10 protein-coding genes are annotated in these 14469 nt (G+C 36.5%); 5 read left to right on the forward strand and 5 right to left on the reverse strand.

Annotation, left to right across the window (positions count from 1 at the left end):
- Window positions 1-141: 141 nt before the first annotated feature.
- From radA to panC, 5 genes are all read right to left on the reverse strand, one after another.
- The gene (gene radA / locus FEZ18_RS07575; protein ID WP_153267761.1) at window positions 142-1500 is read right to left on the reverse strand and encodes a DNA repair protein RadA; all 1359 of its coding nucleotides are present in this window, start codon (window positions 1498-1500) and stop codon (window positions 142-144) included.
- A gap of 33 nt (window positions 1501-1533) precedes the next feature.
- Window positions 1534-2682: an alpha/beta hydrolase gene (locus FEZ18_RS07580; RefSeq protein WP_153267762.1), complete on the reverse strand. Its 1149-nt coding sequence runs from the start codon at window positions 2680-2682 to the stop codon at window positions 1534-1536.
- 104 nt (window positions 2683-2786) lie between these two features.
- Window positions 2787-3767 carry a lysylphosphatidylglycerol synthase transmembrane domain-containing protein gene (locus FEZ18_RS07585; RefSeq protein WP_153267763.1) on the reverse strand — a complete coding sequence of 327 codons (981 nt, stop codon included), beginning with the start codon at window positions 3765-3767 and terminating at the stop codon, window positions 2787-2789.
- A 4-nt stretch (window positions 3768-3771) separates the two neighbouring features.
- Complete coding sequence (panD, locus tag FEZ18_RS07590; RefSeq protein WP_153267764.1) at window positions 3772-4122, reverse strand: aspartate 1-decarboxylase; 351 nt, start codon at window positions 4120-4122, stop codon at window positions 3772-3774.
- 12 nt (window positions 4123-4134) lie between these two features.
- Window positions 4135-4986, reverse strand: a complete 852-nt coding sequence (gene panC / locus FEZ18_RS07595; RefSeq protein WP_153267765.1) for a pantoate--beta-alanine ligase — start codon at window positions 4984-4986, stop codon at window positions 4135-4137.
- 143 nt (window positions 4987-5129) lie between these two features.
- Between panC and FEZ18_RS07600 the strand changes: the two genes are divergently transcribed.
- The 5 genes from FEZ18_RS07600 to FEZ18_RS07620 all read left to right on the forward strand — a co-directional run bounded on the left by FEZ18_RS07600 (window position 5130) and on the right by FEZ18_RS07620 (window position 14336).
- A complete protein-coding gene (locus tag FEZ18_RS07600; protein WP_153267766.1) occupies window positions 5130-5939 on the forward strand; it encodes a glycogen/starch synthase in 810 nt (269 codons plus the stop codon).
- A 70-nt stretch (window positions 5940-6009) separates the two neighbouring features.
- On the forward strand, window positions 6010-7692 hold the full coding sequence (locus FEZ18_RS07605) for a DUF4270 domain-containing protein (RefSeq protein ID WP_153267767.1): 1683 nt from the start codon (window positions 6010-6012) through the stop codon (window positions 7690-7692).
- Window positions 7693-8007: 315 nt separating this feature from the next.
- A complete protein-coding gene (gene glmS, locus FEZ18_RS07610) occupies window positions 8008-9855 on the forward strand; it encodes a glutamine--fructose-6-phosphate transaminase (isomerizing) (RefSeq protein ID WP_153267768.1) in 1848 nt (615 codons plus the stop codon).
- Between the two features lie 217 nt (window positions 9856-10072).
- Entirely contained in the window at window positions 10073-12838 is a 2766-nt protein-coding gene (locus tag FEZ18_RS07615; protein WP_153267769.1) for a TonB-dependent receptor, read from the forward strand.
- A gap of 10 nt (window positions 12839-12848) precedes the next feature.
- On the forward strand, window positions 12849-14336 hold the full coding sequence (locus FEZ18_RS07620; RefSeq protein WP_153267770.1) for an SGNH/GDSL hydrolase family protein: 1488 nt from the start codon (window positions 12849-12851) through the stop codon (window positions 14334-14336).
- Window positions 14337-14469: the final 133 nt, after the last annotated feature.

A 14469-nucleotide genomic window follows, 5' to 3' on the forward strand; every position in this document is an offset into this window, starting at 1 on the left:
AGGTCTGTTTTATGCTTTAAACGATAAACACGTTAAAACAAAATAGAATAGACCAGCAAATCCGATTAAAAAACTTTTATCGCGTTAATTTAATTGCTGACCATGGTAGCAAGTTATAAGCTCAAGAAGATTCGAGATTTGTTACACCACAAAGCCAACCAAATCCTCAATTTTAGAAATTAATTGAATTTTAATAGTGGTGTTTTTAAGAGAGATTTTATTGTATTTAGACACAAAAATAGTTGAAAACCCTAGTTTTTCGGCCTCTAGGATACGTTGTTCTACACGCTGTACCGGTCTAATTTCACCAGATAGACCAACCTCGGCAGCAAAGCAAAAGTCTTTTTGAAGAGCCATATCTTCATTAGAGGATAAAATAGCAGCGACCACTGCCAAATCGATTGCTGGGTCGTCTACGGTAATCCCTCCGGTAATGTTTAAAAACACATCTTTTGCACCAAGTTTAAAACCAGCTCTTTTTTCTAGAACAGCCAATAGCATGTTTAATCGTTTGGCATTAAAACCTGTGGCACTTCGTTGTGGTGTGCCATAAACTGCGGTACTTACCAAGGCTTGAACCTCGATCATTAAAGGGCGCATGCCCTCCAGAGTGGCTGCAATAGCGTTTCCAGATAGCTCTTCGTCTTTTTGGGAAATTAACAATTCGGAAGGATTTGAAACTTCGCGTAGCCCCGAGCCTTGCATTTCGTAAATGCCGAGTTCGTTGGTAGATCCAAAGCGGTTTTTGTGTGCTCGTAAAATTCTAAATACATGATTGCGATCACCTTCAAATTGTAAAACCGTGTCGACCATATGTTCTAATATTTTTGGGCCTGCAATATGACCGTCTTTTGTGATGTGGCCTATTAATAGTACGGGGGTCGAGGTTTCTTTGGCAAATTTTATAAGCTCGGTGGTGCATTCTTTTATTTGTGAAATACTTCCCGCGGAAGCTTCAATATAATCGCTATGAAGCGTTTGAATAGAATCTATAATAACAATATCCGGTTCTAAATTTTCAATTTGTTTAAATATGTTTTGAGTCTTGGTTTCTGTTAGAATGTAGCAATTACTATTACTGGGATTAATGCGTTCTGCACGCATTTTTATTTGTTTCTGGCTTTCTTCACCCGAAACATATAAGGTTTTATAAGGGAGTTTTAAGGATATTTGAAGCATTAAGGTACTTTTTCCAATACCAGGTTCACCCCCTAAAAGTGTTAAGGATCCCGGTACAATACCGCCACCTAAAACACGATTTAATTCGCCATCAAAAGTATCTAACCTAGCTTCTTTTGTGCTGTCTATGTCGTTAATTCGTAATGGTACGGCCGCACGTTTTTTAGTTGATGTTGGTGTTTTCCAATCGCTTTTTTCAGGCTTTTGTAACACTTCTTCAACAATCGTATTCCATGCTTTGCACACGGTACATTGGCCTTGCCACTTTGCAAATTGGTTGCCACAACTTTGACAGAAAAATGTTGTTTTTAGTTTTGCCATATTTATTTTCCGCGAAAGCGTTATTGTTTTTAATTAATAGCCAAAATCGGTTTTTATTAAATCGGCTTTTTCTAGCAGTAATTCTTGCGTAATACCTCCAATTTCACTTAGCGAATAAGCCGACTGATAGATGTGCATCGCTTTTTTAGGCTTTCCCGTTTCCTCGTAAAAGCGCCCTAAGTAATAATGACTTAATATTGTTTTAGGATATTCTTGACCTGCCATTTTTGCGAGATCTTCATAATATTCAAAGCTTTGGTTTTTTTCTATGGCTGCAGAAATCGCATTAAAATCGTTAACAAGTATTGGCTTTTCAATTCTATAGACGTCTGTAATATTTTGATATTTTTCTTGAAGATAGGCCACAGGGGACGACTCTAATTTAAGAATAACCTCTAAATATTCTTTTTTACTTATGGGCTGGTAGGCATAAAAAATGTGCTCTAAGGCTTTGGGTAAAGCATATGTTGGAACGGCGTAATGCGATGGGTTATCGAAACTATTATAGCTGTAAAGTATATTTTCGTTTTTTAAAGCCGATATCTCTTTATGTAAGGCCTTTGTCATTACTGTTACTGCAGGCCTATCTTTGGCCGTATGGGCTAAATAATAAAAGGTTTTAGACTCTATTTCTTTTAATCGCTGTGGGATGTAATTGAGCATGTCTGGTGCTAATTCTGGGCTAATTACCACATAGGCTTGAAATAGGGGTTGTGGTTTTAATAAAAAATAGTTAATAAAATTGGCGGTTTCGTCGTGGCCAATGGCTACTTTAAAATTGGCGGTTCTATATGTTTTTTCGATGTATGGAATAAGTTCGAGGCCTATAAACTCGTAAAAGGCTGCTCCAGTATCGATTGGTAGTGAGTTTTGCTCGGAATACATACAGTCGTCATATCGTTTATCCAGTTGATTAACACCAACAACAATGGCCTCGGGCATTTCTTCCCAATAGGCGTAATAATCTACATTTCCAGCAACGGCTTCAAATAAGTAGTCGCCGTCTAAGACAATAAATATTGGGTATGATTTATCGTCATTATAGGAGTAGCTCCTCGGTAATTGTATTTTAAGTTCGCGAGTTTCTTTTAGTTTAGTCGATTCAAAGCTTTCGTATTTTACTTGTGCGTTAATAGAATTTATAATAAGTAGTATTAATAAAAAAATAGTTGATTTTTTCATTTTAAGTAGGTTTGGGGTTTGAGCTTGCAAGGTAATAAATTAAGAGAACCTTTAAAAAGCTGTTCTCGATACTTTTTAATGTTCAGAAAAATAGAAGCTAATTTTTAACTGTCGTCTTCGTCTTCTTTTAAAACCGTAATTCTGTTGTAAATAGGCAAGTAAATTAAAGATAAGCCACCAAAAACTATAATCATTAGGGTTTGAGACGACCACATAATCCAACCAAAAGCAATACTCGGTGCTTCGGCAATACCGAAAATTGAAAAGGCAGCGTATATGGCTAGGGGATAAGAGCCAATACCGCCATTGGTAGCTGCAATACTAAAACTGGCTGCAATAAATCCTATTAGCAGAGCTGTAAACGGAATATTTTTGGTGTCTTCTAGTGAAAAAGATGTCACATAAAACATTAAGACATACATCGACCATATAAACAGGGTATGAAAAATAAACGCCCATTTTTTTTTCATCTTAAAAATGCTTAAGGCACCTTCAAATAGACCGTTTACAAAGCCTTTAATCTTTTGTGCTAGTTTTGATTGGCTTCTTTTTACATATCTAAAAAAAACTAGGACTAAAATTAGAAATCCTGCCAGAATGATGCTGGTTTTTAGGAAATTAAATTTTGCGAATAGGAAATTATATATAAAATCGAATTCAAGAAAAAGTGTAATCGCAATAATGCATAGCATGACTAGGGTGTCTGCAACTCGTTCGGCCACAATGGTGCCAAAACCTTTTTCGAAGGGCACATTTTCATAATTTGTAAGCAAAGATGCTCTGGCCACTTCACCAGCTCTTGGAATGGTATAATTAATTAAATAGGTAACAAAAACGGCCATAATACTATTGCCTAATTTAATGTTGTAACCTAAGGGTTCCAATTGAAAGCGCCAACGATAGGCACGCGACAAATGACTTAAAAGGCCTAAAAATAAACCTAGAACTATATAGGTGTAATTGGAGTTTTGGGCGTAAATTAATAGCTCTTTCACAGAGACTTTAGACAATGAATACCAGACTAAAAAAACTCCCAGAATTAGTGGGAGTAATGTTTTTAGTATTCTTTTTGTCTTTGCGCTCAAAGCTTTAGTTTAACAAGTTTGTAGCTTCATTTGGAAACACTAAGGCGGGTTTAAAGCCTTTCGCTTCTTCTATGTCCATGGTGGCATAGGTGATTAAAATTAGCGTGTCGCCAACCGAAACCTTTCTAGCAGCAGCACCGTTTAAGGTGATTTCTCCGCTATTGCGAGGCCCAGGAATACAATAGGTTTCTAAACGTTCGCCATTATCGTTGTTAACAATTTGGACTTTTTCGCCTTGTATAATGTTGGCAGCATCCATTAAATCTTCGTCAATAGTGATGCTTCCAATGTAGTTAAGTTCGGCTCCCGTGCACTTAACTCTGTGAATTTTAGATTTTACGACTTGAATTTGCATGTGTAAAGATAATTAATTTAGAGCAATATTATCTATTAATCTAATATCGCCGGCATACACAGCTATAAATGCTCTATATGTTTTTTTGTTTGTTGTTTTAGTTATAGGTTTTAAGGTCTCGATGTCTGCAATAGTGAAATATTCTAATTTTAATAAGTCATGATTGGCAAAGGCTTTTTCAACGCCCTCAATAATTTTATCTGCACTTTTTGTGCCAAACTCGTTTTTAGCTTCTAATAAAGTTTTATAAATAAAAGGCGCAGCGTTTTGATAGTCTTGCTCTAATAATGTATTTCTTGAGCTCATGGCCAGACCGCTAGCCTCTCGATAAATTGGACACCCTATTATAGTGACAGGAATATGGTGTTTTTCTACTAATTTTTTTATAATCGCTAATTGCTGATAGTCTTTTTCGCCAAAATAAGCCCTATCTGGTTTTATAATGTCGAATAAACGTTTTACTATAGTGCCCACACCATCAAAATGTCCGGTTCTAAATTTGCCTTCCATTTCGAGCTCTAAACCGTCAAAATCAAAGTTTTGTGCTACGATATCGTTCTGGTAAATATCTTGTATCGTTGGGGCGTATACTACAATTTTATCTTCAGACAGTGTTTTTAACAAGGCAATATCGCTGTCTAATGTCCTTGGGTAGTTTGTTAAATCGTCTTTATTATCAAATTGAGTTGGATTTACAAAAATACTTACAACAACGACATCATTTTCGTTTAAAGCTTTTTGTACCAAAGCTAAATGGCCTTGATGAAGGGCACCCATGGTTGGCACTAGACCTACCGAGAGTTGCTTGTTTTTTAAGTGGTTTAGGGCAGCTGTGATTTCTGATTTTTTAGCAAAAAGCTTCATGGTTTAATAAAAGTTTAACGGGTGCAAACTTAATATTTTACTGGCAATTAGCATAAAATTTTGTATTTTTGCGTGTTTTTTATTTTGAATTTTCAAAAGCTACTCAATAATGTAGCCATTAAAAAAACATCAAAAACTTAAATATGAAAGATAAGAGGGTATTGTACGTATCATCTGAAGTAGTGCCTTATTTGCCAGAGACTGAAATTTCTTCAATGTCTTTTGAGGCGCCTAGATTAGTAAACCAACAAGGAGGGCAAATTAGAATTTTTATGCCTAGGTACGGTAATATAAATGAAAGAAGACACCAGTTACACGAAGTTATTAGATTATCTGGTATAAATCTTGTGATTAACGACCTAGATATGCCACTTATTATTAAGGTGGCCTCAATACCAAAAGAGCGTATTCAAGTTTATTTTATTGATAACGACGAGTATTTTAAGCGCAAAGCTACACTAACGGACGAGAATGGGGAGTTATTTCCAGATAACGACGAGCGCGCTATTTTCTTCGCAAAAGGCGTTGTAGAGACCGTAAAAAAATTAAATTGGGCACCAGATGTTATTCACGTTCATGGGTGGTTAGCCTCGCTATTGCCGCTCTATTTAAAACAGTTTTATAAAGACGAACCTCTCTTTACCGAAAGTAAAATTGTGACCTCGGTATACAATCAAAGCTTCGAAGGTTCGTTAAACAAAGACATGATTAACAAAATTAAGTTTGATAAAATTGATGAAGCCGTTATTAAAACTTTAAAAGATCCAACGTATAACAATTTGATGAAAATTGCAATTGATCATTCTGATGCTGTTATTATTGGTTCTGAAGATATTCCTGAAAACATTGCATCTCATATAAAAGCTTCAGAAAAACCTGTTTTAGAGTATAAAAGTAAAGATGAATTTGGCGATGCTTACACCGCTTTTTTTAATACAGAGGTTTGTGTTTAGAAACCTGAACTCGATACGGTAAAATAGATAATTAAACACGAAAAAACGTCACAGTAATATACTAAAATTAATGAAAAAAACATTTAAAAACCTAAGAGTTTCTGGCATTTTATTACTAGTTATGGCACTGTTTCTTGCCTGCGATGAAGAGTTTAACAGTATTGAAAGTGATGTTTTAGGTAAAAACAATGCTAATTTTAACACCAATACGTTAGATTATCCCATAGTGGCATACAACAAGAAATTAGCCGCCCTGAAAATTAACGACTTGTCGTCCAACTTGCTTGGTGTTTTTAACGATCCTGCTTATGGTCAAACTGCTGCAAGTGTTATTACCCAAGTGATTCCTGCCTCAACAAGTCCTAATTTTGGAACTAATCCGGTTATTGACTCTGTAGTTTTAAACATACCGTATTACAGCAAAGAAGTGGGTTTTGAAACAGGGACTTCTAATGCCATATATTCAATAAAAGATTCTGTTTATGGGAGTGATCCCGTTAAATTAACTATTTACAGGAGTAATTATTTTTTGAGGGATTTCGATCCGAACTCACAGTTTAACGATCCTCAAAACTACTATTCCAATGCGAGTAGCTCGGTAAACTATGTCCTTGATGGTACCAGTACGGTAAATTTTGACGACCATATTTTGGCAACTTTAAAAGATACCGTTTTTACCCCAAGTTCTGCACCCATTATTACCACAACGGGAACAGGTGCTGATAGCGTAAATGAGCGGTCGGCACCGGCGTTTAGAACGTTATTAGACAATTCCTACTGGAAAACTGTAATTTTAGATCAAGAAAATTCACCTTTTTTAAGTAGTGCAAATAATTTTAAAGATTATTTTAGAGGATTGTATTTTAAAACCGAGGCAGTCAATGGCTCTGGTAGTATGATGCTTTTAAATTTTGCGAATGCCAATATTACTATCTATTACTCCAAAGATTCGGCTGTAAGTGGTGAGCGAGATCAAGATACCTATGTGTTAAACTTTGTTAGTAACAGTACGTCTGTAATACGCTTAAATACCTTTATAAATAATTTTAATATAACGCTAGCCGATGGTGATAAAAACTTAGGCGACAACAAGCTGTATTTAAAAGGCACCGAAGGATCAATGGCTGTAGTAGACCTGTTTGGAGGTATGGTAGATTGTAATGGTACTTTAGAAACAGCACTTGATTGTTTTAAAAAAACTTACAGAAAATTGGATGACAACGGAAACTATTTACCTAAGGAAAACGGAAACTATCCTATTAAAAGACTTATAAACGAAGCGAATCTTGTAATTTATGAAGATGAAACTATGGCCACTGGCGGAGATTCTGATTTTCATAAGTACGACAGGATATATGCTTACGATATTAAAAACAACATTCCAACTATCGATTACGCGCTTTTCGACGAGACGGAAGATACGTCTAACCCTTTATTTTCTAAATTCCAAAGTCTGGGGGTTCGTTCAAAAGATGAAAACGATAATTTTAGATATAAAATACGACTTACAGAGCATTTAAATAACATTTTATTAAAAGATTCAACCAATACAAAGCTGGGATTGGTGTTATCTACAAATGTTAATGTAACGCGTACAGTCAATATTCTGGATAGTCAAGATGAGGTTACTCAAGTGCCTTCTACGGCGTTGTTAGCACCTAGAGGAACTATTTTGTACGGTTCGAATGTGGCTGCGCCAAATGAATCGAAAAAAATGAGACTTGAAATCTTTTTTACAGAGCCAAACTTATAATAAGTCAAGATTACCAATAGGTTATTTTCATATTGTACATTGGCGGACTTTGAAAAGGGTTTGTTAATGATAAATAATAACCTGGTTATCGCGTGAAATACAAAAACCTTTTACAGTAAATTTTCTGCATTGAAAACTCTGTAAAAGGTTTTTTTGTTTTTGTTATGGTGTTTTTAAAACAAACCATTTAGGTTCTCATACGTTAAAAAGCGCTGAGGTGCGTTATAAAAAACATGAAGTTCCTGTGCTATTTTGTTATTAGTTCTTAATTTTATCAGATATTTGTTAAGTTTTAAATAAAATTAAATTTTTGTTATGTGTGGAATTGTTGGATATATAGGACATAGAGAGGCTTACCCTATTATTATTTCGGGGCTTAAGCGTTTAGAGTACAGAGGGTATGATAGTGCTGGAATTGCATTATATGATGGTAATGATCTTAAAGTCGCTAAAACAAAAGGTAAAGTCTCAGATCTTATAGAAAAATCCTCAAAAGAAATTACTAAGACAGGATCTATTGGTATTGGTCATACAAGATGGGCAACCCATGGTGCTCCAAACGATGTAAACTCACATCCGCACGCTTCAAATTCGGGCGATTTGGTTATCGTTCATAACGGTATTATTGAAAATTACGAAGGCCTTAAAAAGGAGCTGATGGCCCGAGGTTATACTTTTAAATCGGATACAGATACCGAGGTTTTAATTAATTTAATTGAAGACGTAAAAAAGAAGGAAAACGTAAAATTAGGCAAGGCTGTGCAGATTGCCCTAAATCAAGTAATAGGTGCCTATGCCATTGTTGTTTTCGATAAAAACAAACCCAACGAATTTGTTATTGCACGCTTAGGTAGTCCCTTAGCTGTTGGGATTGGAAAGGACGAGTTTTTTATTGCAAGTGATGCCTCCCCGTTTTTAGAATATACTAAAAATGCCATTTATCTAGAAGATGAAGAAATGGCCATTGTTAGACCAGGAAAGGAAATAAAGGTTAGAAAAATTAAAGATGATTCCTTAGTTGTGCCTTACGTACAAGAGCTTCAAATGAATCTTGAGGAAATTGAAAAAGGGGGTTACGAGCATTTCATGTTAAAAGAAATTCACGAACAACCAAGAGCGATAAGGGATACTTACAGAGGTCGATTATTGAGTAATGAGGGCATTATAAAAATGGCTGGTGTTGAAGATAACATGAAAACCTTTTTAAACGCCAATCGAATCATCATAATAGCCTGCGGAACCTCTTGGCATGCCGGGTTGGTTGCCGAGTATATTTTTGAAGAATTTACGAGAATTCCAGTAGAAGTAGAGTATGCGTCTGAGTTTCGTTACAGAAATCCTGTAATTTATGAAAATGATGTGGTTATTGCCATATCACAATCGGGTGAAACGGCCGATACCTTAGCGGCTATTAAATTAGCAAAATCTAAAGGGGCTTTTGTTTTCGGAGTTTGTAATGTTGTGGGATCTTCTATTGCTAGAGAAACACATGCTGGGGCATATACCCATGCTGGTCCAGAAATTGGTGTAGCCTCAACTAAAGCGTTCACAACTCAAATTACGGTGTTAACGCTTATGGCTTTGCGTTTAGCTCGAGCTAAAGGCACCATGTCTAGTTCAGTTTTTAGAAGTTATTTATACGAATTAGAACTTATTCCTCAAAAAATTGAAGAACTTTTAAAGGTTGACGAGCACGTAAAAAACATAGCTAAACAATATTTGCTTTCTACCAATTGTTTATACTTGGGTAGAGGTTATAACTTTCCGGTGGCTCTCGAAGGCGCCCTAAAATTAAAGGAGATATCTTACATACATGCTGAAGGCTATCCTGCAGCCGAAATGAAACACGGTCCTATTGCTTTAATTGACGATAGAATGCCCGTAATTGTCATTGCACCTAGTAAAGGGCATTACGAGAAAGTGGTTAGTAATATTCAAGAGATTAAATCCAGAAAAGGTAAAATTATTGCCATTGTAACCGAAGGGGATACAGCGGTAAAAGAAATTGCCGATCATGTTATTGAAATTCCAGATACCGAAGAGGCACTATCACCGCTATTAGCGACCATACCTTTACAATTAATATCCTATTATATTGCCGTAATGCGTAATTGTAATGTGGATCAGCCTAGAAATTTGGCTAAATCTGTAACGGTTGAATAATTAAAATTCTCGGGCAATCTTGGATTTGATGCTGGACACTTATTTTTGATGAGATGCCCTCTTTAGTCCGTAATTTTTTCAAGACCATAATTTTAATATTTATTAGTATATGTCAAATTCATCTAAATTTATTGCATATTTTTTTATGATTTCATGAGGAAATCATATTTTATATTTTTATATTGCTTACTTAACCAATTAAATTAAATCTTATTAAATGAAAACTATACTCCCGTATTTACTATTGTTATGTTTTGGATTGTCTTATTCCCAAACTACAATATCCGGATCAGTTAACGACGATAGTGGCCAGCCGCTTCCCGGAGCAAACCTTATTGTTGCTAACACCTCTATAGGAACTGTAACCGATTTTGACGGTAGATTTACACTTAACGTAAATCAAAGCCTACCCTTTACTGTACAAGCCAGTATGGTTGGTTTTGAAACTGTTAGTATTACCGTTACCAGAAACAATCAGGTATTAAATTTTGTTCTCAAAGAGGGAACAGCACTAGATGAGGTAGTAATATCTGCATCTAGAACCCCAGAACGTATTTTCGAATCGCCAGTAACGGTAGAGCGTTTTGGATTAAAAGAAATTCGAAATACAGCATCCTCTAATTTTTATGGTGGTTTAGCCAATTTAAAAGGCGTGGATGTAAATACGAGTAGTTTAACCTTTAATTCTGTAAACACTAGGGGTTTTGCGACAACGGCTAACACCCGTTTTATGCAGCTTGTAGATGGTATGGATAATTCCACACCGGCCCTAAACTTTCCAATAGGTAATTTAGTGGGTTTAACAGAAACCGATGTTTTAAGTGTAGAATTACTCCCAGGAGCATCTTCAGCTTTATATGGAGCTAATGCCTTTAATGGTATTCTTTTTATGCGTAGTAAAAACCCTTTCGATCATCAAGGTATTAGTGCTTCCATCAAACAGGGAATCACATCTCAGGAGGCTGCGGGCGATAATCCTTATACAGATGTTAGTATTCGTGCTGCTTATAAATTTAGCGATAAGTTTGCAGGTAAGGTCAATTTTGGCTACTTAGACGGTACCGATTGGGCGGCAACTAGCGAGGTAGATAGCGACAGGTTTGGAGGTACAAGAGCTACCAATACAAATTACAATGGAATTAATGTTTACGGAGATGAGGTGTCTACGAATCTTAGAGCGGTAATTGAAAATCCTGATTTTTTAGCACAATTACCTAATCCAGCTCTAGTGAGTTTGGTGCCTTTAGTTAATGTGAGTAGAACGGGTTACAACGAAAAATTCTTAACCGACAATAAAGCCCAAAGTATCAAAGCAGATTGGGGATTGTATTACCGCCCTATAACAGATAGTAATTTTGAAGTGTCTTATGTTGGTAAAGTAGGTACTGGTACAACCATATATCAAGGTACCAACCGTTACAATATAGATCGCTTCTTTCAAGAACAACATAAACTAGAATTTAAAAACGATAATTATTTTGTAAGAGGTTATGTAGTTTCAGATAAAGCGGGCGACTCTTACGATATGGTATTTACTGGAATTAATATTAACAGGTCTTGGAAACCTGATAATGTTTGGTTTGGTGAATACACAGGAGCATTAATAAATGCGACACTTGGAGGCGCTACTCAAGACGAAGCACATGCCATTGCCAGAGCGACAGCCGATACGGGTAGACTCGTGCCAGGCACCGCCGAGTTTGAAAATGCTTTCAATAGGGTTATTGGTAATCCAGATTTGGCTTCAGGCTCAAAATTCCAAGATGCCTCTAAGTATTATCATGCCGATGGGAACTACAACTTTAGCCATTTAATAGACTTTGCAGACATTCAAGTTGGTGGATCTTTTAGACAATACGATTTGAACTCTTTTGGATCTATTTATACAGATTACGATGGAAATATCAATTACAACGAGTTTGGTGTTTATACACAAATACAGAAAGATGTGGAGTTAAATGACATTATGGATTTAAAAATAACGGCTTCAGCGCGTTACGATAAATCGGAGTTTTTTAAAGGTTTTGTGTCGCCTAGATTGTCTTTAGGATTAACTCTAAACGAAAATCATAACATTCGAGCTTCGGCACAAACCGGATTCAGAAACCCAACCACACAAGATTTATTTATTGGTTTAGATGCTGGAAGAGCCATATTAGTAGGTTCGGCACCAGATAATTTAGATCGATACTCACGTGAATTTGAAGCTGCTAACGGTACAATTTACACGCAAACGGGTGCAGCGGCATATAACAATTCATATACAGCATCTTCTGTACAACAATTGGCTGCAACTGGAGACCCAACTGTTTTAGAAGTGGCTAATCCAAACCTTGTAACGCCAGAAAAAGTAACATCGGTAGAGATAGGATATCGTGGTAAGTTTAGTAATATTATTGTAGACTTTAGTACTTATTACAATAGTTACAAAGATTTTATTTCTTCAGAAGTTGTTATTGCACCATTATATGGTTCGGTAACCGATGGTTCTGCAATTCCGGCAATTGCTACAGGCGATTTTAAAACTTATAGTGCTTATACTAATTCTGATGTTAATGTAAATTCTTATGGAGCGTCTATAGGCTTGTCAACAAAAATATTTGGAGATTTTGACCTAGGAGGAAGCTATACCTTTACCAAGCAAGATTTTGATCAAGCGGCAAATCCAAATTTTGAGACTAACTTTAATACCCCAGAGCATAAATTTAAAGCCTCTTTTGGGAATACCGAATTGGTTAAGAATTTAGGCTTTAATGTGTCGTACAGATTTAGTGATGATTTTTTCTGGCAAGCCACCTTCGGTGATGGTATTGTTCCAGAATTTCATACGGTCGATGCACAAATTAATTATAAAATTCCAAGTTTAAAATCTGTCTTTAAAATAGGAGGGACAAACATAGGGGGTAAAGAATATTTCACGGTATTTGGTTCAGGCTTTATAGGCTCAATGTATTACGCTTCTTGGACCATTAACAACTTATAAAATTAGCAAAATGAAGAATAATATAAAATACATATTACTATCTGCTGTTCTAATAGGATTTACGGCCTGTAATGATGAAGCAGATTTTGAAGAATTATTAGACAACCCAACTCAAGAAATAGCCTTGCCAGAGCTCACAGCTGGTACGGCAGATTTTTCTAATTATGTTGCTGTAGGGGCATCGTTTACCGCGGGTTATACCGATGGCGGACTGTTTATTGCTGGTCAAGAAAACTCGTTTCCTAGTATCTTAGCCAAAAAATTTGAAGGCGTAGGAAACGCCGGTTTTTCCCAGCCATTAATGAGCGATAATACGGGTGGTATTCTTGTTGGCGGCACAGTGGCTAGAGGACATAGATTGGTTTTTGGAGGTTCTGGTCCCGTTCCTTTAGATGTCTTTTTAACCAGTATAAGTGCACCCGTGCCACCAATAACAACCGAGGCTGGAGTAAATATAGGAAGCGACTTTAATAATTTCGGTATCCCTGGAGCCAAAAGTTTTCATTTAACAGCTCCTGGTTATGCAGCTGCGAACCCTTTTTATGCTCGAGTGGCATCTTCTGGATCTGCAACGGTATTAAGTGATGCTGTGGCCCAAAATCCAACATTTTTTACCTTATCTGAAGTTGGAGGAAACGATGTTTTAGGTTATGCCCTTTCTGGTGGCGATGGTACAAATCCAATTACACCAACACCACAGTTTGATGCCGCTCTTAATGCCATAGTAGACGGCCTAACGGCGAATGGCGCTAAAGGTGCCATTGGTAACTTACCAAATATTACAAGTTTATCGCACTTTACAACAGTGCCACATAACCCAGTGCCTTTAGACGCTGCAACAGCTGGAGCTCTTAATCAAGGGTATGCGCAATATAATGGAGGCATTCAACAGGCGCTTGCTGCCTTGGCTGGCACAGGATTATTTACAGCTGAGGAAGCGGCAGCAAGAACCATAACTTTTGCTGCTGGCACAAACAACGCTCTAGTGATTATAGACGAAAACTTAACCGACTTGGGAGCAATTAACCCTGCTTTTTCTGGATTACCTAAATTTAGACAAGCGACTGAAAATGATTTATTTGTACTGCCACTTTCGGCTTTAATACCTCAAGGCTATGGGACTCAAATTCAATTAGAAGACAAATGGGTTTTAACACCCGAAGAGCAACAAGAAATTGCCATGGCAACTCAGGCCTATAATGCTAGTATATCTGACGTAGCAGCCAATCACGGTTTAGCACTAGTAGATTTAAATGCTATTTTAGTCGAAGCTTCTACAACAGGTATTCAGTTTGATGCCTATGTTATGACTACAGATTTAGTAACTGGCGGTCTTATTAGTCTCGATGGCGTACACCCAACGTCTAGAGGGTATGCCTTAATGGCCAGTAGTTTCTTAAAAGCTATAGATGCTACTTATGGTAGTAACTTTGAAGCCTCAGGTAATTTACCAAAGGCGGGAGATTATCCTACAAATTATAGCCCAACACTACCATAATATACCGTTTTATATTATAAAGAAAAACACGCTCGGAAAGAGCGTGTTTTTTTATGCTTAAAAAAGCTTGATAAACAACTTTCTTATTTAAATTAAATCTTCTATATTTGCACGCGAAAACTTCAAGTGTTTT

It is taken from the genome of Oceanihabitans sp. IOP_32, assembly GCF_009498295.1.
Lineage (GTDB): Bacteria > Bacteroidota > Bacteroidia > Flavobacteriales > Flavobacteriaceae > Wocania > Wocania indica.

Coding starts and splice junctions, on each gene's coding strand:
- radA (WP_153267761.1), bottom strand. CDS start 1,500: ATGGCAAAACTAAAAACAACATTTTTCTGTCAAAGTTGTGGCAACCAA.
- FEZ18_RS07580 (WP_153267762.1), bottom strand. CDS start 2,682: ATGAAAAAATCAACTATTTTTTTATTAATACTACTTATTATAAATTCT.
- panD (WP_153267764.1), bottom strand. CDS start 4,122: ATGCAAATTCAAGTCGTAAAATCTAAAATTCACAGAGTTAAGTGCACG.
- panC (WP_153267765.1), bottom strand. CDS start 4,986: ATGAAGCTTTTTGCTAAAAAATCAGAAATCACAGCTGCCCTAAACCAC.
- FEZ18_RS07600 (WP_153267766.1), top strand. CDS start 5,130: ATGAAAGATAAGAGGGTATTGTACGTATCATCTGAAGTAGTGCCTTAT.
- FEZ18_RS07605 (WP_153267767.1), top strand. CDS start 6,010: ATGAAAAAAACATTTAAAAACCTAAGAGTTTCTGGCATTTTATTACTA.
- glmS (WP_153267768.1), top strand. CDS start 8,008: ATGTGTGGAATTGTTGGATATATAGGACATAGAGAGGCTTACCCTATT.
- FEZ18_RS07615 (WP_153267769.1), top strand. CDS start 10,073: ATGAAAACTATACTCCCGTATTTACTATTGTTATGTTTTGGATTGTCT.
- FEZ18_RS07620 (WP_153267770.1), top strand. CDS start 12,849: ATGAAGAATAATATAAAATACATATTACTATCTGCTGTTCTAATAGGA.